The organism is Anaerosacchariphilus hominis (genome assembly GCF_014290175.1).
Classification (GTDB): domain Bacteria; phylum Bacillota; class Clostridia; order Lachnospirales; family Lachnospiraceae; genus Laedolimicola; species Laedolimicola hominis.
Map to the genome: position 1 here is coordinate 274,323 of NZ_JACOOR010000001.1, position 22,234 is coordinate 296,556.

General features: G+C 51.5%; 20 protein-coding genes. 8 read left to right on the forward strand and 12 right to left on the reverse strand.

The window, feature by feature from the left end; genetic code table 11:
* Positions 1-282: 282 nt before the first annotated feature.
* Positions 283-2,871 (forward strand): cation-translocating P-type ATPase, encoded by a 2,589-nt coding sequence (locus H8S44_RS01320; protein ID WP_186872856.1) that lies wholly within the window; start codon positions 283-285, stop codon positions 2,869-2,871.
* Here the strand turns inward: H8S44_RS01320 and H8S44_RS01325 are convergent.
* Entirely contained in the window at positions 2,825-3,397 is a 573-nt protein-coding gene (locus tag H8S44_RS01325; protein WP_186872855.1) for an MntP/YtaF family protein, read from the reverse strand. The genes H8S44_RS01320 and H8S44_RS01325 overlap by 47 nt on opposite strands.
* 65 nt (positions 3,398-3,462) lie before the next feature.
* Between H8S44_RS01325 and H8S44_RS01330 the strand changes: the two genes are divergently transcribed.
* A complete protein-coding gene (locus H8S44_RS01330) occupies positions 3,463-4,902 on the forward strand; it encodes an MATE family efflux transporter (RefSeq protein ID WP_186872854.1) in 1,440 nt (479 codons plus the stop codon).
* Here the strand turns inward: H8S44_RS01330 and H8S44_RS16275 are convergent.
* The 3 genes from H8S44_RS16275 to fba form a co-directional block, all read right to left on the reverse strand.
* The gene (locus H8S44_RS16275; RefSeq protein ID WP_243167439.1) at positions 4,899-5,243 is read right to left on the reverse strand and encodes a hypothetical protein; all 345 of its coding nucleotides are present in this window, start codon (positions 5,241-5,243) and stop codon (positions 4,899-4,901) included. The genes H8S44_RS01330 and H8S44_RS16275 overlap by 4 nt on opposite strands.
* 103 nt (positions 5,244-5,346) lie before the next feature.
* Positions 5,347-5,796, reverse strand: a complete 450-nt coding sequence (locus H8S44_RS01340; protein WP_186872853.1) for a DUF2752 domain-containing protein — start codon at positions 5,794-5,796, stop codon at positions 5,347-5,349.
* Between the two features lie 126 nt (positions 5,797-5,922).
* A complete protein-coding gene (gene fba, locus H8S44_RS01345; protein ID WP_186872852.1) occupies positions 5,923-6,861 on the reverse strand; it encodes a class II fructose-1,6-bisphosphate aldolase in 939 nt (312 codons plus the stop codon).
* Positions 6,862-7,095: 234 nt separating this feature from the next.
* On the opposite strand from fba, the gene H8S44_RS01350 reads away from it, so the two are divergent.
* Positions 7,096-8,502, forward strand: coding sequence for an amidophosphoribosyltransferase (locus H8S44_RS01350; RefSeq protein WP_186872851.1), 1,407 nt, complete (start codon positions 7,096-7,098; stop codon positions 8,500-8,502).
* 183 nt (positions 8,503-8,685) lie between these two features.
* Here H8S44_RS01350 and H8S44_RS01355 read toward each other — a convergent pair whose 3' ends face one another.
* The 3 genes from H8S44_RS01355 to agaV all read right to left on the reverse strand — a co-directional run bounded on the left by H8S44_RS01355 (position 8,686) and on the right by agaV (position 10,850).
* Complete coding sequence (locus H8S44_RS01355; RefSeq protein WP_186997520.1) at positions 8,686-9,507, reverse strand: PTS system mannose/fructose/sorbose family transporter subunit IID; 822 nt, start codon at positions 9,505-9,507, stop codon at positions 8,686-8,688.
* Positions 9,497-10,306: a PTS mannose/fructose/sorbose/N-acetylgalactosamine transporter subunit IIC gene (locus tag H8S44_RS01360; RefSeq protein ID WP_186872849.1), complete on the reverse strand. Its 810-nt coding sequence runs from the start codon at positions 10,304-10,306 to the stop codon at positions 9,497-9,499. The genes H8S44_RS01355 and H8S44_RS01360 overlap by 11 nt, the downstream gene beginning before the upstream one ends.
* 67 nt (positions 10,307-10,373) lie before the next feature.
* Positions 10,374-10,850 carry a PTS N-acetylgalactosamine transporter subunit IIB gene (agaV, locus tag H8S44_RS01365; RefSeq protein WP_186872848.1) on the reverse strand — a complete coding sequence of 159 codons (477 nt, stop codon included), beginning with the start codon at positions 10,848-10,850 and terminating at the stop codon, positions 10,374-10,376.
* 219 nt (positions 10,851-11,069) lie between these two features.
* Here agaV and H8S44_RS01370 point away from each other — a divergent pair, with 219 nt between their 5' ends.
* On the forward strand, positions 11,070-12,266 hold the full coding sequence (locus H8S44_RS01370) for a helix-turn-helix transcriptional regulator (protein WP_186872847.1): 1,197 nt from the start codon (positions 11,070-11,072) through the stop codon (positions 12,264-12,266).
* Positions 12,267-12,338: 72 nt separating this feature from the next.
* Here H8S44_RS01370 and yajC read toward each other — a convergent pair whose 3' ends face one another.
* The 3 genes from yajC to H8S44_RS01385 are packed head-to-tail and all read right to left on the reverse strand — an operon-like array spanning position 12,339 to position 14,261.
* Positions 12,339-12,623 (reverse strand): preprotein translocase subunit YajC, encoded by a 285-nt coding sequence (yajC, locus tag H8S44_RS01375; RefSeq protein ID WP_186872846.1) that lies wholly within the window; start codon positions 12,621-12,623, stop codon positions 12,339-12,341.
* 2 nt (positions 12,624-12,625) lie between these two features.
* Positions 12,626-13,060: a PTS sugar transporter subunit IIA domain-containing protein gene (locus H8S44_RS01380; protein ID WP_186872845.1), complete on the reverse strand. Its 435-nt coding sequence runs from the start codon at positions 13,058-13,060 to the stop codon at positions 12,626-12,628.
* A 22-nt stretch (positions 13,061-13,082) separates the two neighbouring features.
* Positions 13,083-14,261 (reverse strand): SIS domain-containing protein, encoded by a 1,179-nt coding sequence (locus H8S44_RS01385; RefSeq protein ID WP_186872844.1) that lies wholly within the window; start codon positions 14,259-14,261, stop codon positions 13,083-13,085.
* 219 nt (positions 14,262-14,480) lie between these two features.
* Between H8S44_RS01385 and nagA the strand changes: the two genes are divergently transcribed.
* Positions 14,481-15,620: an N-acetylglucosamine-6-phosphate deacetylase gene (gene nagA, locus H8S44_RS01390; protein ID WP_186872843.1), complete on the forward strand. Its 1,140-nt coding sequence runs from the start codon at positions 14,481-14,483 to the stop codon at positions 15,618-15,620.
* Positions 15,621-15,674: 54 nt separating this feature from the next.
* The gene (locus H8S44_RS01395) at positions 15,675-16,970 is read left to right on the forward strand and encodes a class II D-tagatose-bisphosphate aldolase, non-catalytic subunit (RefSeq protein WP_186872842.1); all 1,296 of its coding nucleotides are present in this window, start codon (positions 15,675-15,677) and stop codon (positions 16,968-16,970) included.
* Positions 16,971-17,113: 143 nt separating this feature from the next.
* Here H8S44_RS01395 and H8S44_RS01400 read toward each other — a convergent pair whose 3' ends face one another.
* Both H8S44_RS01400 and H8S44_RS01405 read right to left on the reverse strand, forming a co-directional pair.
* Positions 17,114-18,286 carry a hypothetical protein gene (locus H8S44_RS01400; protein ID WP_186872841.1) on the reverse strand — a complete coding sequence of 391 codons (1,173 nt, stop codon included), beginning with the start codon at positions 18,284-18,286 and terminating at the stop codon, positions 17,114-17,116.
* Positions 18,287-18,302: 16 nt separating this feature from the next.
* Positions 18,303-19,112 carry a C39 family peptidase gene (locus H8S44_RS01405; protein WP_243167440.1) on the reverse strand — a complete coding sequence of 270 codons (810 nt, stop codon included), beginning with the start codon at positions 19,110-19,112 and terminating at the stop codon, positions 18,303-18,305.
* 173 nt (positions 19,113-19,285) lie between these two features.
* On the opposite strand from H8S44_RS01405, the gene H8S44_RS01410 reads away from it, so the two are divergent.
* Positions 19,286-20,989, forward strand: a complete 1,704-nt coding sequence (locus H8S44_RS01410; RefSeq protein ID WP_186872840.1) for an ABC-ATPase domain-containing protein — start codon at positions 19,286-19,288, stop codon at positions 20,987-20,989.
* A gap of 23 nt (positions 20,990-21,012) precedes the next feature.
* Positions 21,013-22,224, forward strand: coding sequence for a metallophosphoesterase (locus H8S44_RS01415; protein ID WP_186872839.1), 1,212 nt, complete (start codon positions 21,013-21,015; stop codon positions 22,222-22,224).
* Positions 22,225-22,234 lie beyond the last annotated feature (10 nt).

Below are 22,234 nucleotides of genomic sequence, written 5' to 3' on the forward strand. Positions count from 1 at the left end.
GCGCCTTTGCAAAAAAACGTTACCGCTTTCGCGTAATTTCGCGCATATATGCGGAGCACTCCGCTGCTATACAGCTTATTTTTGCTCATATCGTGGCGCTTAGTGCATACTGCTGTGCAGCCAGATTCTTACGCAAGCATAAAATCTGGCTGCACAGCAGTATGCCTGAACTGTTTCTATTACATTATAGGCGATCACCCCACCCTTGACAACCCCCGAAATTAGGTATACCTTTGTCCTTTTTTTCATATCCTAAGACAAACAGGAAAGGATGCTTGCCCTATGAAATATTCTGCCAGCTCCGCTGCACCTGCGCGCGGACAAAATGTTCTGATAGAAGGCCGCCGGAAGACGCCTGTGGAGATCTTTCTGGAACAGCTGAACGATCCCCTGATCTTTATTCTGATGATGGCCGCGGCCGTTTCCCTGCTTCTGGGGGAAGTCTACGATGCAGCCATCATTGGCGTGGTCATTCTTCTGAACAGCACGGTGGGCATGATTCAGCAGGGAAAGGCCCAGCGGGCCCTGGACGCACTGAAGCAACTGACCAGTCCCACGGCTCTCATCCGGGAAAACGGGCACCTGCATGAGATCCCCGCCCGAGATCTGATTCCCGGGGATGTGGTCTGCCTGGACGCCGGGCGGCAGGTTCCCGCGGATCTCCGACTGATTTCCGTCAGCAGCCTGAAGGTGGAGGAATCAGCCCTGACCGGGGAATCCATGCCCGTGGAAAAGGATCTAAAAGACCACAATCAGGCCTTTATGTCCACCTCCGTCACCTATGGTCGGGGCGAAGGGATCGTCACCGCCATCGGTATGGATACGGAAATCGGCCGGATCGCCGGTCTTATCAGTGAAGCTCCCAGCGAAACCACACCTCTCCAGCGGCGTCTGGCTGACCTGGGCCGCATCCTGGGGATCCTTTCCGTGATCCTCTGCGCCCTTCTTTTTGTTATCGCCGTTCTCCAGAAACGGGATCTGATGGAAATGCTGATTACGGCCATTTCCCTGGCTGTGGCTGCCGTTCCCGAAGGGCTTCCCACAGTTGTGACCATGGTACTGGCCCTCAGTGTCTCCAGGATGGTAAAGGTCAATACCATCGTCAAGCGGCTCCCCAGTGTGGAGACTCTGGGCTGTGTCAGTGTGGTCTGCTCTGACAAGACCGGCACCCTGACCCAGAACCGCATGACCGTCACAGCCTGCTGGACCGACGGCCAGTTCCGGGAGGCCTCCCGACTGGATCCAGAACGCAGTCAGGTCTTTCTGGAGGGCTTTACCCTCTGCAATGACGCTGTCTCCGACGGGGACAGCCGTATTGGTGACCCCACGGAGCTGGCTCTCCTGGATCTGGCCCGTCGCTATGAGTTGACACGCCCCGGGCTGGAACAGACACGCCCCCGCATCGGCGAGCTGGCCTTTGATTCCGGCCGCAAAATGATGACCACTCTTCATAAAAAGAACGACGGCACTATTTCCTATACCAAGGGTTCCCCGGATGTGATCCTGAAGCGCTGCAATACCATCTGGGAAATGGGTCAGATCCGTCCTCTCAGCCTATCCGGCAGACGACGCATTGAAGAGGCACTCTACACACTCTCTGCCCGGGCCCTCCGAGTGCTGGCTCTGGCCATGCGTACCGGGGATACCCGGCCCTCGGAACAGAATCTGACCTTTCTGGGGCTGGCCGGAATGATGGATCCCGTACGCCCGGAAGCTGCCAGAGCTGTAGAGTCCTTTCGCCAGGCAGGTGTCCGCACCCTAATGATCACCGGAGACCGCAGCGACACAGCCCTGGTCATTGCCCGGGAGCTTGGGATTGCCTCCCGTCCCTCAGACTGTATCAGCGGGCCCGGCATCGACGTCCTTTCCGATAAAGAGTTTTCTCATGCTGTCCGTCATTTGAAGGTCTTCGCCCAGGTGTCCCCCGAGCATAAGGTCCGCATCGTCCGCGCGCTGAAAGCCGCCGGGGAGATCGTGGCCATGACCGGAGACGGCGTCAATGACGCTCCCTCTCTGAAGGCAGCTGATGTGGGCGTAGCCATGGGCATCACCGGAACCGATGTGGCCAAGAATGCCGCCGATCTCATCCTGACCGACGACAACTTCGCAACCATCACCCGGGCTATTGCCGAAGGCCGCGGTATTTATGAAAATATTAAAAAGGCAGTCCTTTTTCTGCTCTCCTCCAATTTCGGAGAGATTCTGACCATGCTGACCGCCATTTTACTGAACTTTGGTTCTCCCCTGAAGCCCGCCCATATCCTGTGGATTAACCTGATCACGGATTCTCTGCCCGCTCTGGCTCTGGGCGTGGATCCGGGCGACCCGGAACATTTTATGCACCGGCCGCCCCGTCCCCGAAATGAGAATCTTTTTGCCGGGGGCGGCCTGGCCTGTACCCTGCTCTACGGCTTTTTAATCGCTTTGATCAGTACCGCAGCCTTTCTGCAGCTTCCTGTTTCTCTGCTGTTGTCCCGGGAACTTCCGCTGACGCCGAGCCACCTGCGGCTTCTTCTGCAGTCGCCGGAGCTGCTGACCCGCTGTCAGACCTATGCTTTTACAGTTCTGGGTATCTCCCAGCTCTTCCACGCCATCGGCATGCGGGATGTGGAAACCAGTATTTTCCGAACACCTCCCTTTACCAATGGGCTCATGGTGACAGCCTTTTGTATCGGCATCAGCCTGCAGGTACTGGTCACGGAAATTCCCTGCTTTGTGACCGCCTTTGGCACCTGCCGTCTTTCCATAGCAGAATGGGGACGGCTCATTCTGCTCTCTGCCACGCCCCTGCTGGCCCATGAGCTTCTGCTGTTCCGTCTACCCTTTAAAACAGCTTTATCACAGCCAGAAGCAGCAGAAGCGCACCGCTGATCCAGCACAGGTTCGTCTGAAAGCGACAGGACAGACTACGACCGCACCATTTTCCCAAAAGGAAGGCACCCATCCCGGCCGCCACGGAGCTCCCCAGGCCAAAGGCGCCCACCCGGAGAAAGCTTATTTTTCCGGAAAGAAAGCCTGATCCCACTCCGGCCGCCAGGCCATCGGCGGAAAGCATCGCCCCCAGGACGGCGGCCTCCGCCGGAGAAACCCGTCGATCCTGGTTTCTGTCCGCCCGCTCCGCTTCCCTGCGGCCGAAGGGAGCCGCCAGCTTCCAGAGCCCAAGAACAGTCAGAAACAGACATCCTCCCACCCGGGCCAGATGTTCAGGCAGCAGCCTGCCTGCCGCTCCGCCCACAAACAGAGCCGCCACAAACAGAAGTCCCGACACCCCGGTCAGAATCCAGACCGATACCCCGGGAACCTTCACTCCGCTTACTCCATATACAAAACCGGCGGCAAAGGTATCCACAGACAACGCCGTCACCAGTATCAGCATTTCCCATATCCATGCAGACATAATATCACCGGAATTATTACAGTTTCTTTATAGTATTCAAACCTCCCCGGAAAGGAAGCTGCCCTATGAAAAACCGCACTTCATCCCGGACGCGCAGCCGGGAATATCTTATTACGGATCGCCCCATCTCCGCCATCTGCGCCTTTTCCCTGCCCATTATGCTTGGAAATCTGTTTCAGCAGTTCTATACCATCGCAGATTCCGTCATCCTGGGGCGTTTTGTCAGTGAAAATGCCCTGGCTGCAGTGGGCGCTTCCGGAGCTCTGACCCATGTATTTATCTGTATCGCCATCGGCGGCGGTACAGGCTCAGCGGTTCTGGTGGGCCGCTGGTTCGGCGCCCGGGAATACGGACGCATGCGCCTGACGGTCTCCACAATTCTGCTTTCCTTTCTGAATCTCAGTCTGTTTCTGTCTGTAGTGGGCTTTTTCCTGCATCGGAGCCTCCTGGAGCTGCTTCGGACGCCTCCTGAGCTGCTTCCCATGGCGGCCTCTTACCTGCAGATTTATTTTCTGGGACTGCCCTTTCTCTTTCTTTATAATGTGCTCTCCGCTCTGTTCCATGCCCTGGGCCGCTCCCGGATTCCGCTGTACCTGCTGCTCTTTTCTTCTCTTCTGAATATTACCCTGGATCTGACGCTGGTCTGCGGTTTTCACCTGGGCGTCGCCGGAGCTGCCTGGGCAACCCTGTTTTCCCAGGGATTCTCTGTCCTGCTGTCCTTTCTTCTCTTTCTGCAGGTGCTCCGCTCCTGCACCCGGGACGTCGTCGGTCCCCTTCCTCTGTTCAGTCCCGGAGAATTTCAGGAAATCTGCAAAGTGGCTCTGCCCTCTATCTTTCAACAGTCCACCGTCTCCATCGGGACTCTTTTGACCCAGTCCGTTATCAATCCTTTCGGAGCCCAGGTATTGGCCGGATACTCTGCTGCTTCCCGGGTGGAGAGTCTCTGCATCGTCCCTCTGTCCGCCCTGGGAACAGCCATGTCTTCCTACACAGCCCAGAATCTGGGCGCTGCCCTGTCTGCTCCCGGCTCTGTCTCCCGTTCCGGTCAGCCGGAACCAGACCCGGATTCCCTGGATCGCGCGAAAAAAAGAGTACGGCAAGGCTATCACGCGTCTCTGCGCCTGACAGCCGGCATCGCCGTACTCCTCTGTCTCTTTCTGGAATTTTTTGCGCCCTTCCTGATCCGCTGTTTTCTCGGATCCGAAGGAACCTCCGCCGCTCTTTCCACCGGCGTGGGATATCTGCGGTTCCTGGGCTTTTTCTTTGCCCTGCTGGGCCTGAAGCTCTGCACCGACGGGATTCTCCGGGGTGCTGCTGATATGGGGTCTTTCACCCTGGCAAACCTGGTCAATCTCACCTTCCGGGTGGCCTTCGCCGCCCTGACGGCTCCGCGCCTCGGTCCCGCCTATGTCTGGTATGCCATTCCGCTGGGCTGGCTCCTGAACTTTCTTATCTCCTGGCGGGCATACCGTCTGGGAAAATGGACTCCCAGCTCCGCTCCTTAGTAGTAAGCCGCCCCTGATATGGCGCTTGCAAAGGCTGCTCCAAAAATCGCAATAATAATGATATACAGAACCAGAATCACTGCCGCGAAAATCAGAGACGCCTTGAAATAATTGGACTTACTCTTTTTCTCCTTACTGCTGAAGGCCCATACAAACATCATCACAAGATTCACACAGGGAATCATAAGAATCAGCATGGTAATCAGCCACTCTCCCATGCTTACCGGTTCCTCCAGATCCGTCTGGGGCTGCTGATACTGATACTGAAGCTGCTCCTGAACAGGCTGCTGATAGGAATCTCCCATTCCGTTCTGATCGTTTCCGTTGTACATTTCATCCATACGATGCTCCTCCTCATGGTTAATAAAATTATAATGAGCTACTATAAAACCCGCTTTTAGTTTATCATCATCTGTATTCCCGCGCAACGCTCTTCAGAAAATATTAAACTTTTGTCAGAAGCCTGTACAGCGTCCGTCCCGGATCCATCAGCTCCACCGGAATTCCGGTGAACAGCCGCAGGCCATAAAGCGCCATACCCCACAGCAGCAGCAGAACAAAATAGACTATCCACAGCTTTGCCGCTCCGGCGCTTCTTTTTTCCACATGAATCAGATACCGATCCACACAGAAGCCCGCGCCGCCCAGAATCCACCCGTACACCGGCGGCTGCAGCCGCCAGGCTTCCCCGAACTGTCCCGACAGCACCAGCATCAGAGCGCGGGTCATCCCGCAGCCCGGACAGGGAAAGTTAAAAAGAATCTGCGTAGGACAGAACCGGTTAAACAGAAGATGAGTCACGATCCAGTAGACTGCCACGCCTGCCATGGCCGGTAAAAGACTTCGAATATCCTTTATCAATAATAGGATTCCACCTCGGATGCGCTGATACATCTTTTCCTCCCTGTCCGGCCGCAGTGTAGTCTGTTTTCTTCCACTGAGCGGCGGATTTTCCCTGATATAAAGAAAACCGCAGATTCCTCTGCGGTTTTCCAAAATATACGGTTTCGTCGATAAGACTTAAGCCTTTCCTGCACTTCCCAGTACGTCCTGGATCTTGTGAGCTACAACATCCTTTACGTTCTGACGAGCTACGGTCAGATACTGTCTCGGATCGAAGTAGTCCGGATGCTCGGACATTACCTGACGGATACCTGCTGTCAGGCCCAGACGAAGGTCAGAGTCGATGTTGATCTTGCAAACTGCAGATCTTGCAGCCTCACGCAGCTGATCTTCCGGAACACCGATAGCGTCCTTCAGAGCTCCGCCATGCTCGTTGATGATCTTTACATACTCCTGCGGTACGCTGGAAGCGCCATGAAGAACGATCGGGAATCCCGGGATCTTCTTCTCGATCTCATGCAGGATGTCGAAACGAAGCTGCGGCTTTGTGCCCGGCTTGAACTTGAATGCACCGTGGCTTGTACCGATAGCGATTGCCAGAGAGTCAACACCAGTCTTGTCAACGAACTCCTCAACCTCTTCCGGCTGTGTATAAGAAGAATCCTCAGCGGAAACCTTTACATCATCCTCGATACCAGCCAGCTTACCAAGCTCTGCCTCTACTACTACGCCGTGAGCATGTGCATACTCAACAACCTTCTTTGTGATCTCGATGTTCTCCTGGAACGGATACTTGGAAGCATCGATCATAACGGAAGTAAATCCGCCGTCTACGCAGGACTTGCAGATATCGAAGTCTGCGCCGTGATCCAGATGAAGAGCGATGGGAATATCCGGATTCTCGATCACTGCTGCCTCAACAAGCTTTCTCAGATAAGTAGCGTTTGCATACTTTCTTGCGCCTGCGGAAACCTGCAGAATAACCGGGGACTTCAGCTCTCCAGCTGCTTCAGTAATAGCCTGAACGATCTCCATGTTGTTTACGTTGAAAGCACCGATAGCGTAACCGCCCTCATAGGCTTTCTTAAACATCTCTGTTGTTGTAACTAATGCCATGATTATCTCCTCACTTTACATGATATTTTTAGGATCGAGCTTAGTATACTACAAAATTGTATTTTCATCAATGCAAAAATTGAAAAAAAAGTGTAAATACAGGGTTTTTCTTCATATACTGACATTTACGGCATTTTTCCTCTTCCTTCTGGACTTCTCGCCGGATCTGTGCTACCGTTATAGAGAAAGACACATCATTTTTACTATATTTTAAAGAAGAAAAAGGGAGAGTCTATGGGAGGATTTTTTGGTGTCGCTTCCAAGAGCGACTGTTTGTTTGACCTGTTTTTCGGAACAGATTATCATTCCCACCTGGGAACACGCCGTGGCGGCATGGCCGTCTACGGAGAGAACGGCTTTGACCGTGCCATTCACAATATCGAGAACACCCCGTTCCGTACTAAATTTGACCGGGATATGCAGGAGATGAAGGGAAACTTGGGCATCGGCTGTATCTCGGACTACGAGCCCCAGCCACTGCTGGTGCGCTCCCATCACGGTACCTTCGCCATCACCACCGTGGGCCGCATCAATAACGCCCAGGAGCTGACAAAGCAGATTTTCGACCGGGGAAACGCGCATTTTCTGGAAATGAGCGGCGGCGATATCAACCCCACCGAGCTGGTGGCAGCACTCATTAACCAGAAGCTGAACCTCATCGACGGCATCCGCTACGCCCAGGAGAGCATTGATGGTTCCTTAACTTTTTTGCTCCTGACACCCAAAGGAATCTATGCTGCCCGCGACCGTCTGGGACGGACACCTCTGGTCATCGGAAAGAAAGAGGACGCCTACTGTGTGTCCTTCGAGGACTTCGCTTATCTGAATCTGGGCTACGACACCGAACACGTCCTTGGTCCCGGCGAGGTGGACGTGATCACCCCCGAAGGCTATAAAACCCTGATCACCCCCGGAAAGGACATGAAGATCTGTACCTTCCTGTGGGTCTACTACGGTTACCCATCCAGCACCTACGAAGGCTTAAGCGTGGAGAAAATGCGTTATCGCAGCGGCGAGCTCATGGCAAAGCGGGATAACGTGAAGCCGGACACCGTGGCAGGCGTTCCCGATTCCGGCCTGGCAGCAGCCATCGGCTACTCCAATGCTTCGGGAATTCCCTTCTCCCGCCCCTTTATTAAGTACACCCCCACCTGGCCCCGTTCTTTTATGCCCACCATCCAGAGCAAGCGGAATCTCATTGCTAAAATGAAGCTGATTCCTGTGCATGATCTCATCGAGGGCAAGAGCCTGCTGCTCATCGACGACTCCATCGTCCGCGGCACCCAGCTGGGAGAAACCACCGAATTTCTGTACCACAGCGGAGCCAAAGAAGTCCATATCCGTCCTGCATGTCCGCCCATTCTCTACGGCTGCAAATATCTGAACTTCTCCCGCTCCACCTCGGAAATGGAGCTGATCTCCCGCCGTGTCATTGAAAAGCTGGAAAATGGCCATGTCACCGACGAGATCCTGAAAGAATACGCCGACCCTGAGACCGGCCGTTACGAAGCCATGCTGGAAGAGATCCGCAGACAGCTGAACTTCACCAGCCTCCGCTTCAACCGCCTGGACGACATGATAGAAGCCACCGGACTGGACAAGAGCCGGCTCTGCACCTATTGCTGGGACGGCCAGGAATAACGGGTAAAATCAAAACCCTCCGTGCAGCAGCCGGAGGGTTTTTCGTTGTTTTACAGGAAGAAAGGACGCCGTCTCCCGGCCAAAGCCGGAAAACAGCGTCCCTCCTGGGATTTCAGGTTATCATAACCGTTGCCTATTTCACTCTCTTACGAGAAGCATAAGCCACTATGTAATTTGTATTCCTTAGAAGAGTCCGATGAACGCTCCCAGAATACCTACTACCAGCAGAAGTCCGATACAAGCCACCGGAGTCCAGCCCTTCTTCTTAATCAGGAAGTACAGGCCAAGAGTAATGCCAAGCGGAATCAGCTTCGGCAGGATGCCATCCAGAATACTCTGGATAACGATGGGGCTATCGCCGTTCTCGATGGTCAGGGCAACAGTTGTTCCACCGTAGTTAGATGTCAGAGCACCAACTACGAATACACCCAGCATAGATGCTGCACGAATGAACTCTTTTGCGTTAGCGGTCAGAATCTCAATAGCCTTAGAACCAAGTTCATAGGACCAGTTCATCAGGAAGAAACGCAGAGCCATCTGAACAATGTTAAAGATTAACAGGAACAGGATAGGTCCTGCAATAGAACCGTTGATAGCCATGTTCGCTGTAATACCTGCTGTAATCGGAACCAGAGTGAACCAGAACAGAGCGTCACCGATACCACCCAGGGGTCCCATAGCTGCAACACGTACGGAACGAATCATGTTGATGTCTGCCTTCTGCTGCTCCAGAGAAAGTACAATACCCATTACGAATGTTACCAGGAACGGATGAGTATTGAAGAACTCCAGGTTGTGCTGCATAGAAGCTGAAAGGTCATCCTTATCGGTATGGATTTTCTCCAGTCCCGGAAGGATACAGTAAAGCCATCCTGCTGCCTGCATTCTCTCATAGTTGAAAGAAGCCTGCAGATTCAGAGAACGCCATACCATTTTATTAAGAGTTTTTTTGTCAAGCGGCTGAGCCGGTGTTAAATCCTTGTAAGTTGTAGCATTAGATGCCATCCTCTTCACCTCCGTTTCCACCATTTCCAGCGTTCTGCTTAATAGCAACGCGAGTCTGGAAGTCGTACAGTGCAATTGCGATACCAACAAAAGCTACCAGAAGCAGAGCAGAACCGCTCAGGTCCGGAATGTAGCCGATGATAGTAGCAAGTGTGAAACCTGCAAAGTAAATTCCCCACAGGTCGTTGGAAAGCATGATACGAAGCAGAATAGCAAATCCAACGAAACGCATCATTCCACCAGCGGTGCTAAGACCTGTCATGATCCAAGCATACTTATCAGAAATAGCTGTCAGTGTCTCGCCAAGTGCGCTTCCGCCGAGCAGACCAGCTACACAAACGATAGCGAACAGAAGTCCCAGAGCGCCCATAGCCAGGTAGTTCAGACGAACGATACCCTTTGTATCAGCCTTCTCAGCCATCTTGTCTGCAGAAGACATCAGCGGAGACATAACGGTGAACAGCAGAGTTACCATGTACTGTCCAATCAGAGCGAAGGGAACAGCAAGTCCAACTGCTGCGCTGGTATCAAGACCAGAAGAAATAGCAAATACGGTAGCCATGATTCCACCGATTACGGCGTTGGGGGGCTGAGCTCCTCCGACGGGCATGTTACCGATGGTCATCAGCTGATAAGTACCACCTACGATAAGTCCTGTCTGCAGGTCACCAAGGATTGCTCCGATGACTGCTCCGGTTACGATAGGCTGGTACAGAGATTCCAATAAGTCAAACTGGTCGATGGCCACGATGAAGGACCAAACAGCAACCAGTAAAATCTGAATTGCATTAAAACTCATGATTTATATAATCTCCTTTCCAATAGTATAAAGCTGTTTTATATTCCCCCTCATAAGGAATCGTAACTTACTTGAACAGCTTCTCAATGTTCTCCGCTGCCTCGGTCGGAACACGGCGAATCTCCAGTTCCACTCCCAGATCGCGAAGCTTTGCAAATGCAGCTACATCTGCGTCATCTACGGCTACAGAGCCTGCAACCTGACGCTTGCCTTCTGCCATGTGCATGTTGCCGATGTTTACCTTCTTAATCGGCACACCACCTTCTACCAGCTTCAGTACATCCTGCGGATTCTCACATACAATGAAAATCAGCTGCTTATCGGATGCTTTGTGAATAGTAGAGATGGTTTTTTCAATGGTCCAGTAACGCATGGAAGCATATGCCGGAGCTGCCATATCCATCAGGCCCTGACGAAGCTTGTTTCCAGCCACTTCATCGTTGGCTACCAGGATTAAGTTTGCTCCGATGGTTCCGCACCACTGTGTGGCAACCTGTCCGTGAACCAGACGGTTGTCAATTCTCGTTAATACGATATTGGGCATTTTCATCCCCTCCTTGATTATGATGTACCCCGAAAATCCCCTTCAAGGTGTTTTTATTATACGTCTTTTTATACTTTTTGTATTTGTAGTTTTTAGTTGAATCCGTGTGGTTTTTAGTTTGTTTTTATGTTTTTTATTCTTTTTTTATTTTTGGATCACACTTTTCTGGACATTTCTAACAAAAAAAGCTATAATAAGATCCATATATGGAGGTAAAATATGCAATTAAAGACATCGAGTCTCGAATTTGAACGGTTCGGATCTGTTTACGACAAGCCTGTCTCTCTGGAAAAGACCGGCATGATCTGCCGTGACTGGCATATGATTGCCAAACGAAGCATCAATCAGCTCTATCATTTCGACTGCGAAGTGCGCCTGGAAATGCAGAGCGGCATGGCTGCCTTGGTGGTGGGCGAGTCTCTGGATGTGAATAAACTGGAGGCCTTTGCTATCCACCGGTATGTAAAGCTGAAGCCCGGACTTTACTTTAATCTGGTTGCAGTTACTTCCAATATTACCTGCAAACTGATTACCATTTCCGATTATAATTATTCTCTGGACGCGCTGACTCCTGCCTACATGTTCCGGCGGATTCTGCCCCGTATCCGAATCAGCGAGATTCTGGGTTATTACTATAATATTCGGAACTCCGGCTATGTTTTCAACGGCGAATCCCATAATTATTTCGAACTGACTTATGTGGATCGGGGACAGCTCCTGACTGATGTGGAAGGAACATGCTACACCATAAAGGAAAAGGAGCTGATGATCTACGGTCCCGGCCAGTTCCACACACAGAATATCGCCAAGGGCGACTCCTGCTCCTATGTAACCATCATTTTCGACATGGAAACTGTGGTCTACGATGTGGAGAGCAGCCACTACGAACTGCTTCTGAACAAGGTCTTTACTTATGACAAGAAGATTTATACTCTGATCAAGGCCTTTGTCTCCGAGAGTACCTCCGAGATTCCCTATATGAATAGCCTGATGCTCTGCCTGCTGCAGGAGACGGTCATCCGCCTGCTCCAGTCGGAATTTATCGGCAGAAAGTCGGAAAAGCCTGTAACCACGGCACGCCAGCACTACGAGGACGAGCTGCTGGAGCGGATTCTGGCCTATATCGACGAGACCATCTATGAGCCCATCACCATCGCGGAGATCTGCCAGAAATTCTCCATGTCCCGTTCTTCCCTGCAGATTCTCTTCAAGGAAAATATGGACATGCCGCCTAAAAAATATATCAATGAGCTGAAGCTGGAAAAGAGCCGGCAGATGATCTGCGAGAACCGCTACACCATCAGTGAAATCGCGCTGATGCTGGGCTTTAATTCCATCCATTATTTTTCCCGGGCTTTTACCCAAAAGTATAATATGGCCCCCAGCGAATACGCCAAAACCATTTATAAAACCTGATTTTTCACAAAAAGAATATAAAAAAACAGGCGATGTTCCTTTTTACCGGAACACCGCCTGCTTTTTTATTCTTTAGTTTTCAAGAGACTGGATCGCATACCGGGAAATCTTGATGACGGTTCCCTTTGCTACCTCGACATTGACTGTCTCGTCCTCGATTCCTACTACCTTGCCGTAGATACCGCCGGCAAACATCACCTGGCTGCCGATCTTCAGATCCGTGTGCACTTCCTGCAGTTCTCCGCGGCGTTTCTTTACGTTTCTTGCAGAAATGATTGCCAGCACCAGAGCGATCACGCCCATGATAAATGCCAGTGTAACGCAGGTCCATCCGATTACTTCCCAGTTAATACTCATACTTAAATACCATCCTCTTCTGTGTCGTCGTTATGCTCGGCCAGTTCAAACCGGATGATGTAATCCTTTCCGGTCGGAATCAGCGCCTCTGCCATATCCAGCGGATTCTCATAGATACCCATGGACATGGAGCCTTCGATCAGCATCGGCAGGTTAGAGCCTGCGATGACTTCGATAGCCTGCTCCGGTCTTGCGAACTTACACTCTACCGCCGTCTTGAAGGGGGATCCTCCTGCCAGGTCTGAAAGTACCAGTACGCCGTCGCAGTTCTTCAGCTTATCGAAAGCCTGATTCAGATTGTGCGCCAGTGTCTCTGTGGAGTGGTCTGCCTCAAAATCCACATACTCGATGTTCTCTGTATTGCCGGTAATCAGTCGAAGACTGGAACCCAGTCCCGTGGCAAAATGGCCGTGGCCGGTAATCAGTAATCCTACCATGTTCTTTTCCTCCAAATAGGTTTTATTTTGCAGTGTAGGGATACAAGGTTACGCCTTTTACTACACGATTTACTTCGCCTGTGGGGCAGGGATTATCCGGAGTGATACCCAGGGACAGAGACTTGAGCACTGCTACAGTCTGCGCAAATGTAACGTAGTTGAAACCAAGCAATACATTCTCAAGATTCTGTCCGATATTCATCTCTACTGTATAGTCTACCAGACCCTCCACTTCTTTGCAAGGTGTATTCATCACTGCTACGATACGGTTCTTCTTTCTCTGGGGACTCATTTCCTTAATAAGGTCAATCTCATAATTTCTCTGATATTTGTCATCGCTCAGGTAAACAACAGTCAGAGTACGATCATCAATGATGGACTTGGGACCATGGCGGAATCCAAGCGGTGTGTCGTACATGGTTGCCACATCACCTGCTGTCAGCTCCAGCATCTTCAGTGCGGACTCCTGAGCCACGCCCTTCAGGCTTGCGGTTCCCAGGTATACGATACGGTTGAAATCAAACTCATCTACGATAGTTTTTGCAATGGTCCAGTTCTTATCCAGGAATACTTCGCCTGCTGCTGCGATCTTCTCCACTGCCTCTGCGATCTCATCCAGACGATCCAGGTTGAATGCCATGTAAGTAGCCATGTACATATTGGAGAAGCTGGATGTCATAGCAAAGGACTGGTCATGGGTCTCCGGTGTCAGGTTGATAGCATAGCAGTTATGTCTGTCATTTGCCAGCTTGGAAAGTGTTCCCTCATGGTTGCAGGTTACGAACAGATGATACAGGTTCTGGCATACTGCCTCTGCGTTCTGTACGGCTCCCAGGGACTCCGGTGAATTTCCGGAACGGCCGAAGCTTACCAGCAGAGTCGGCTTTGTGCGGGAAAGGAAGCACTCCGGTGAGGGAACCAGGTCTGTGGTTGCGTAAGATTTTACCTTGAAGTTGTACTTTTTATTCAGTGCCTGATACAGGGAGTTTCCTACGAACTCACTGGTTCCTGCGCCTGTCAGTACGATATCGAAATCATCCTGGGTTACTACCTGATCGATGAACTTCTGAAGCTCATCCTTGCATGCCTTCAGCTGTGCGCAGGTCTTTCTCCAGGTAGACGGCTGCTGATGAATCTCTGTCAGTGTAAATACGGAAGAAGTCTCTTTCATCTTCTCATCGGTTACATTAAAAATACTCATGTTATGTTCCTCCTTTTATTTCTTACCCTTTTATGTTTCCGGGGCGCACGGATTCCGTGTTCCCCTGTCTGCACACATTATATAGCACAGCATTTTCAAAAAACAATATGCCTACTAAAACTCATAATCTTTGGCTTAAAAAATGCAAATTCTTTTCCGGAACCGATGCTATAATAAGGATAAACAATGTTGTCTTATTTAAAACAGGAGGGAATACACATGCTGATTCAAAGTAAGAAAGTATGGATCGCAGATCAGTTTATTGCCGCTCAGATCGAAATCAACGACGGCAAAATCACAGAGATTCTTCCTTATGGAAGTAAACCGGCCGACAAGGACTATGGCGATCTCCGTATCGTTCCGGGCTTTATGGATATCCATTGCCACGGCGCTTTCGGCTTCGACACCAACGACGCCAACGAAGAGGGTCTTCGCAACTGGACCAAGAATATTGTCACCGAGGGCGTGACCTCATTTCTGGCAACCACCATTACCCAGAGTGTGGAAGTTCTGACAGGCGCTGTTGCCAATGTGGCCAAGGTCATGGAGAACGGCTATGAAGGCGCTGAGATTCTCGGCATCCATTTTGAGGGACCGTATCTGGATATGGTCTACAAGGGAGCCCAGCCGGAGCAGTATATCGTAAAACCCACCATTGAGCAGTTCAAGCATTACCAGGAGGCTGCCAAGGGTCATATTAAATACATCACCATGGCCACCGAGACCGACGAAGACTTCGCTCTGACCCGGTATCTGACAGAGAACGGCGTAGTAGTCAGCATCGGACATTCCGCAGCTACTTACGATCAGGCCGTAATGGCTTACGCCCACGGCGCACGTTCCATGACCCATGTATACAATGGCATGACGCCCTTCAAGCATCGTGACAATGGCCTGGTAGGCGCCGCATACCGTCTGCGTACCATGTACGGAGAGATCATCTGCGATGGCAATCACTCCACCCCCGCTGCCCTGAACAACTACTTTATGTCCAAGGGACCGGATTACGGCATCATGGTTTCCGACGCGCTCATGGCAAAGGGCTCACCTGCAGGAAGCAAATACATCTTTGGCGGAAATGAAATTATCATTTATGAGGACGGCAGCGCCCATCTGACTTCCACCGGCGGTCTGGCAGGCTCCACCCTGCGTCTGAATCAGGGACTGCGTATTCTGGTAGAGGAAGCGATGATTCCGTTCAATTACGCGATTAACGCCTGCACCATCAACCCGGCCCGCTGCCTCGGTCTGGATGATCATAAGGGAGCCATCGGCGTGGGCTACGATGCTGATATGGTGGTTCTGGAGAAGGATTACTCCGTAGCTCAGACCTACTGCAGAGGCGAAGCTCAGCTGTAGAATAACTATGTTATGTAAACCATTTATCTGTTGGATTTTAAGGAGGATATAAAAATGAAACACCCGCTTCAGAAAATGATGGAAGACCGCAGAAACGGTATCAAAGCCGGTATTCCTTCCTATTGTACCGCTAACCCGCTGGTTCTTGAGATGGCGCTGCGCCGCGCGAAGCTGCTGAACCGACCGGTTCTGATCGAGGCTACCGCCAATCAGGTAAACCAGTATGGCGGATACACCGGAATGGTCCCCAAGGATTTCTACAAGATGGTTCTGGAAATGGCTGAAAAGATCGGCGTTCCGGAGCATCAGATGATTCTGGCCGGAGACCACCTGGGACCGCTGACCTGGCAGAATCTTCCGGAGAAAGAAGCTATGGACAAGTCCATCGAGCTGGTATATGAATATGCCCGTGCAGGCTTCACTAAGATTCATCTGGACACCAGCATGAAGGTAGCTGACGATCCGGAGGGTCTTCTTTCCACTGAGACCATCGCCCGCCGCGGCGCAATTCTTTATAAAGCGGCTATGAAGGGCTATGAAGAGCTGAAGGCGGAGAAGCCGGACGTACTGCGCCCCGTATTCGTCATCGGTTCCGAGGTTCCCATCCCGGGCGGCGCTCAGGAGGCTGAGGATACTCTGGCTGTTACCAGCCCGGACGCTTTCCGCGATACGGTAGCTACTTACCGCCGTGTCTTCAAGGAAGAGGGCATCGAGGAAGGTATGAACGATGTGATCGCTGTAGTTGTTCAGCCCGGCGTGGAATTCGGTGATGATCAGGTCTTCCTGTATGACCATGACGCTGCCTTTGACCTGTGCGCAGCTCTGAAGGATTACCCTGAGGTTTGCTTCGAGGGTCATTCCGCCGACTATCAGAGCCCGGAGAGCCTTCGCAATATGTGTCAGGACGGCATCGCAATCCTGAAGGTAGGACCGGCTCTCACTTATGGTCTGCGCGAGGCACTGTTCGCTCTGAGCTTCATGGAGAAGGAACTGGTTCCTGAGGCTGAACAGGCTCACTTCATCGAGACCCTGGATGAGGTCATGATGAAGAATCCGGCCAACTGGCAGAAGCATTATCACGGCGATGACAAACAGCTGGCTCTGGCGCGAAAGTACAGCTTCTCTGACCGGGCACGTTATTATATCGGCCAGCCGGAGGTTACCGAGGCTATGGACAAGTTGTTTGAGAACCTCAGAAAGTATCAGATTCCGATGAATATGCTGCATCAGTATATGCCGGTTTCCTACAATAAGGTTCGTGACGGTGAGCTGGAGCTCGACCCGAGAGAGCTGGCTATGGACGGCGTAACCAACTTTATGATGGATTATGAGTATGCAGTGACGCTGTAAGGCAGCTGTTATATAAGACGGACGAAAAAGCAGGGGATCCCCCTGCTTTTTCTGACTTCTGTTCTGAAAACCTCTACGACGTGGCTGCTTTGCGGCGCACCCGGAGGACGCTGGGCAGGAGCCCTTCAGGCTCCACCTGACGCTTATTTGCCGGAAGCTTCCCGGGCTTCGGGGATGTGCTGCATGACTTCGTCGATGGTGTTGTTGAAGCCGTTGGCGTTCAGGTAGTCCATTTTATCGGTATCCAGACGGAAGCTGTAGCCCATGTTCTGGTAGAGGCGGACTTCTTTGAAGTGTTCGCCGGCTGCTTCCCCGTAGATATTTTCGTAGTCACAAATGGTGATGACGTCTTTCCAGCCGTCTCCGTTGCAGTCCTGGAAGCTGACTGCCAGAACTTCCCGGAAGCAGGCGGGATCCCGGTAGTTGTCTGCAGTGACGCTGGGGAAATCGTAGATCTCCGCATTATCCTGTACCAGGGAAAAGCTCACGTCCTGATTGCCGTACATGGTCTGTCCCGGCGCATAGGAGGTAAAAATCACCTCGCCCCAGCTTCCGCCCAAATCTACCTTAAAGCTCTGGTTATCAATCCGGTAAATGGATCTGGAATAGGTCAGACTGTCGTCGAACACATTGGAAAGAATCCGGTAATCCTCTCCCTTCTCCTGCAAAGTCAGGTGACAGGAATGCACATATGGCCGGTAGGAAGCGTCTCCCGGGACGCACTCCAGCTCATAGACCCCCGCCGACAGCTCCCGTCCGCTGACACAGGTGAAGTTTACATAATTCGTATCTCCATGCTCCGTGACCCAGACCTTTGCTTTCTCCAGATAAAACCACGGCAGCTCCTGACTCATCTCGTCCAACGTATAGCCCAGTCTTTTGATCAGGACACGGTTGATCTGTTCCGTGGTAAGCCGGACACAGTCCGTATCTATATCTTCCCGACCGGATACCTCCAGATATTCCTGCCGTTCCGCATCGGTCAGCGGCTCTGTGGCGATTCCTGCTCCCGAGTAAAAAATTTCTCCCAGATCTGCGTCCTTCGGATCCCGGTATTCCGATAAAAGGAAACCATAGTTTTCTGCTCTCTGAATCCAGTCCGTGAAGCTCCGAAGCTCCTCGGTAGTCAGATCTCTTGCTTCTGATGTCTCTGCTGTCGTTTCTTCTGAGCCCGCCTTTTCCTCTGCTGTATCCACGGTCGCCGGAACCTCTGTCTTTCCTCCGGCTTCCTCTGTTTTCCTTTCTCCGGATCCGCATCCGGCCAGTATCAACGCCAGACACAGCCCTGCCATATATCTATAGCTTTTCCTCTTCATGCGGCCTCCCTTACACTCAGTAGCTGTAACTCCAAAGGTTCTTAATCTGCGCCATCAGGGTCTCCAGCTCCCAGGTCTCATTGGTCCGAATTACGCTGTTCGGATCCTTTATTTTAATTTTACCGTCCGTATCTGCTCCAGTCAATACCAGAAAGTGCCCGGCATCGGTGAAGTCTCCCGGTCCCACCACACAGATAATAGGATGTCCGTCCTTCAGTGCAGCAAGAATGTGCTCCCTGTCAAAGCTCACATCCGATACAGTCAGACCCAGTTTCTCCGCGCCGGAGGTCATAAGCTCCCAGGAAGAGCCGGAGCCTTCCACATAGTAGCCGTTCTCCTCGGCCATTTTCGCCACCCGATAGGGATTCCACTCCGTATCTCCGGTCAATCCGCAGTACACCATAGACAGACTGGTGGGACCGCAGCCTGTCACAGCAAGGAAATCATTGCCGTAGGTCTCGTAGCCCCAGCGCTCGTCCCACTGGATAAAATGCGGGATCTCGCCTTTTGTCACTTCTTTGGACACATCAATGTCTTTCAGTCCCTTGTATTTAGGATAATCCAACACAAAATCCTCGGTCTCCGGATTCCGCTCTACCAGCTGAACCAGGCTTTCCGGGTATCCCTTTTCACTTAACTTTTCTGTATTCACTTTTCCGAAGCCGGACAGGAGATTCACCGCCCCGTAAGCCACTAGAATCAATAAAGCCGCCCCCAGCAACGTTCCCATCATGGCAGCCAAAAACCGGAATCTGGCCCGACGGCGTCTGCGGCGGTTTCTTCTCCTTCGTTTTTCTATCTGGTATTGCTTTTCCATTTTATTCATAGCTGTTCCTCTTTTGCCCATCGTATATTTCTGTTATATCAGAGGAAGGAGAAGCTTTCCTTTAGAATTTCTTACGTTTCTCTTATTTTTATTTTCCAAACGCATTTCGGGTGTTATAATAGCATCAATATCCGCAGAAATCATATTTACATTGTTATAAAAAGGAGTTTTCTATGAAATCATCAGAAGAATTAAGAAACCGGCTGCGCTCCATCGATCATCGGAGCTATCCGGCCTATAAGGACTTAAAAGAGCGCTATGACTTCGGAGACTATGTACTCTCCATCGACCATGTCCAGGGAGATCCCTTTGCCGCTCCTTCCCGGCTTTCCGTCATCGTTCCCGCAAAAAGGGCGGCATTTCCGGCAGAGTTCTATGATACACCGGAAAAGCGCATTACTCTGCAGGATCATCTGACCCGTATCTTCGGTGCGCAGATCGTCCGGGGCAGCAAGCAGGCAGGAGGATCCGGCAAAAGCGGTCTTTTAACCGTGTCCCGCTGCGGTCAGGAGGTGCTGGAGCGGACGGCCTGCCGTGTGGAAAATGGAGCTGTCACACTCCGGTTTGAGGCCGGTTTTCCCGCTTATGGACGGACTATCGACGCCCGGGGCCTGGAAAAAATGCTTTTTGACATTCTTCCGGTCTGCGTCCGGAACAGCCTCTATTTTCGAAATATCCGGCAGGAGCAGCTTCGGGAAGCCATCTATCTCTGTGAAGATCAGCAGTATGTCCGAAAGCAGCTGGACAAACTGGGGCTCTGTGCCTTTATCGCCAATGGCTCTATTTTGCCCCGCCAGAGCGGTATTTCCGACAAACCCATGAACCAGGCCGTTCCCTTTGTATCTCCTGCTTCTATGGAAGTAACTTTCGTGCTGCCTCACCGTGGAACCATCGCCGGCATGGGGATCCCAAAGGGTGTTACGCTCTTTGTGGGCGGAGGCTATCACGGAAAATCCACGGTTCTTCAAGCCTTGCAGAACGGCGTCTATAACCATATTCCGGGAGACGGCCGGGAACTGGTTATTACAGATGCCAGTGCCTGGAAACTCCGTTCTGAAGATGGCCGCAGCGTTACCAACGTGGATATCTCTCCCTTTATCCGTCGGCTGCCCGGACGCAGAAATACTGCGGACTTTTCCACAGAGGATGCCAGCGGAAGTACTTCCCAGGCTGCCAACCTCATGGAAAGTATCGAAAGCAGTAGCCGTCTTCTTCTCATCGATGAGGATACCTCCGCCACAAACTTTATGATCCGGGATCGCCTGATGCAGGCAGTCGTATCCCCCGAGGAGGAGCCGATCATTCCCTTTATTGAACGGGTTCGCAGCCTTTATGAGGATCTGGGGATCTCCTCTATCCTGGTGGCCGGAAGCTCAGGCTCTTATTTCTACGTGGCAGATCATATTATTCAGATGAAAGAATATATCCCTCTGGACATTACAGAAAAAGCCAGAAATGCAGCCGCTGAATTTCCCGTATTTTCCGCGGAAACCTCTGCCTTTGTGCTACCCGACAAAAAGCGCTGCCCCAAACCCGATACTGCTTTGAAAAAGAATGACCGGCTGAAGCTCAAGGCTCTCGGCACCAGTGAACTTTCCCTTGGATACAATTCCGTGGAACTACGCTATCTGGAGCAGCTGCGGGATAGTGAACAGACTCTGGCCCTGGCTTATATTTTGAAAAAGTTGGAACTTTCTGTAATGGACGGTCGCAGACCCATGGAAGAACTGGCTGATCTTCTGGAAACGCAGCTTGATACCCATGGGTTGGAAAGTCTCTTTGAACATGGAGATGTGCGCGCTTCCCTGGCCCGCCCCCGTCGTCAGGAGATTCTGGCCTGCGTCAACCGCTACCGCAACTTGATTTTTACAAAATAACGCATGAAATCGAGGACTTGCATATGCTGTTACTTCTCATTATTCCGGTTTACCTTATTCTGAACCTGTATATCCTCCATCGGGTACATAAATGGTTAACGGCCTGTTCCGCCCTATTCCATTCCCGCTGGTTTATCGTTCCTTATATTACTATTTATTCTCTGCTGGCGTTTTCTCTGCTCTTTGCCTTCTTACTGCCTGCATCCAGGCCGCAGGCGCTTATCAAACGCCTTAGTAATTACTGGCTTGGCACCTTTCTGTATATCCTGCTCTGCATCGGTATTGCAGATTTGCTCCGCCTGATTTTGAAGCATACCCATGGAATTCTGCACGCTTTCTTTTTTTGCAGAACCGGTTATATTTTGGCCGGCATGCTTCTGACGCTCGTCGTAATGGCCGTCAGCTTTTATGGAATCATCCATTCAAACCATTTATATGTCACTCCCTACGAAATCACTCTTGACAAAAGTTGTCCCGGTCACAAACAGCTGAAGATTGTTCTCGCAGCAGATCTGCACCTCGGATACAATGTCGGTGAAAAACAAATCCGTCAAATGGTAGACGCTGTCAACGAACAGGATGCAGATTTGGTTCTCTTTGCCGGGGATATCTTTGACAATGAATATGAAGCCGTCCAAAATCCGGAGAAGCTTGCTCAGCTGCTGTCTGAAATCCGCAGCACCTACGGTTCCTGGGCCGTATTTGGCAATCACGATGTGAGCGAACGCCTTCTTGGTGGTTTTTCTGTAGGCTCCGGAACCCATAATCTCCGGGATCCCAGATTTGAAAATTTCCTTGAAAAAGCCGGAATCCAGCTTCTGGATGATCAGGTCTGTTCTATTGATGATGCCTTCTATCTGGTGGGCCGAAAGGATGCACAAAAACCCGGGGACGGGACACGAAATCGAAAGTCCCCTGAGGAACTGCTCTCCGGCCTTGATCACTCCCGTCCCGTCTTCGTCCTGGAACACCAACCCCGCCAGCTAAAAGAACTGGAAAAAGCCGGTGCTGACCTGCAGCTCTGCGGTCATACCCATGATGGCCAGCTCTTCCCCGGGAATCTGACTGTAAAGCTCTTCTGGGAAAATCCCTGCGGCTATCTCCAAAAAGGCCGTCTCCACAGCATCGTCACCTCCGGCGTCGGTGTCTGGGGACCAGCCATGCGCGTGGGGACAGATGGGGAGATTTGTGTGGTGACAGTGAAGTTTGAAGGAGATGAGACGACTCAATATTGAGATTCATTTA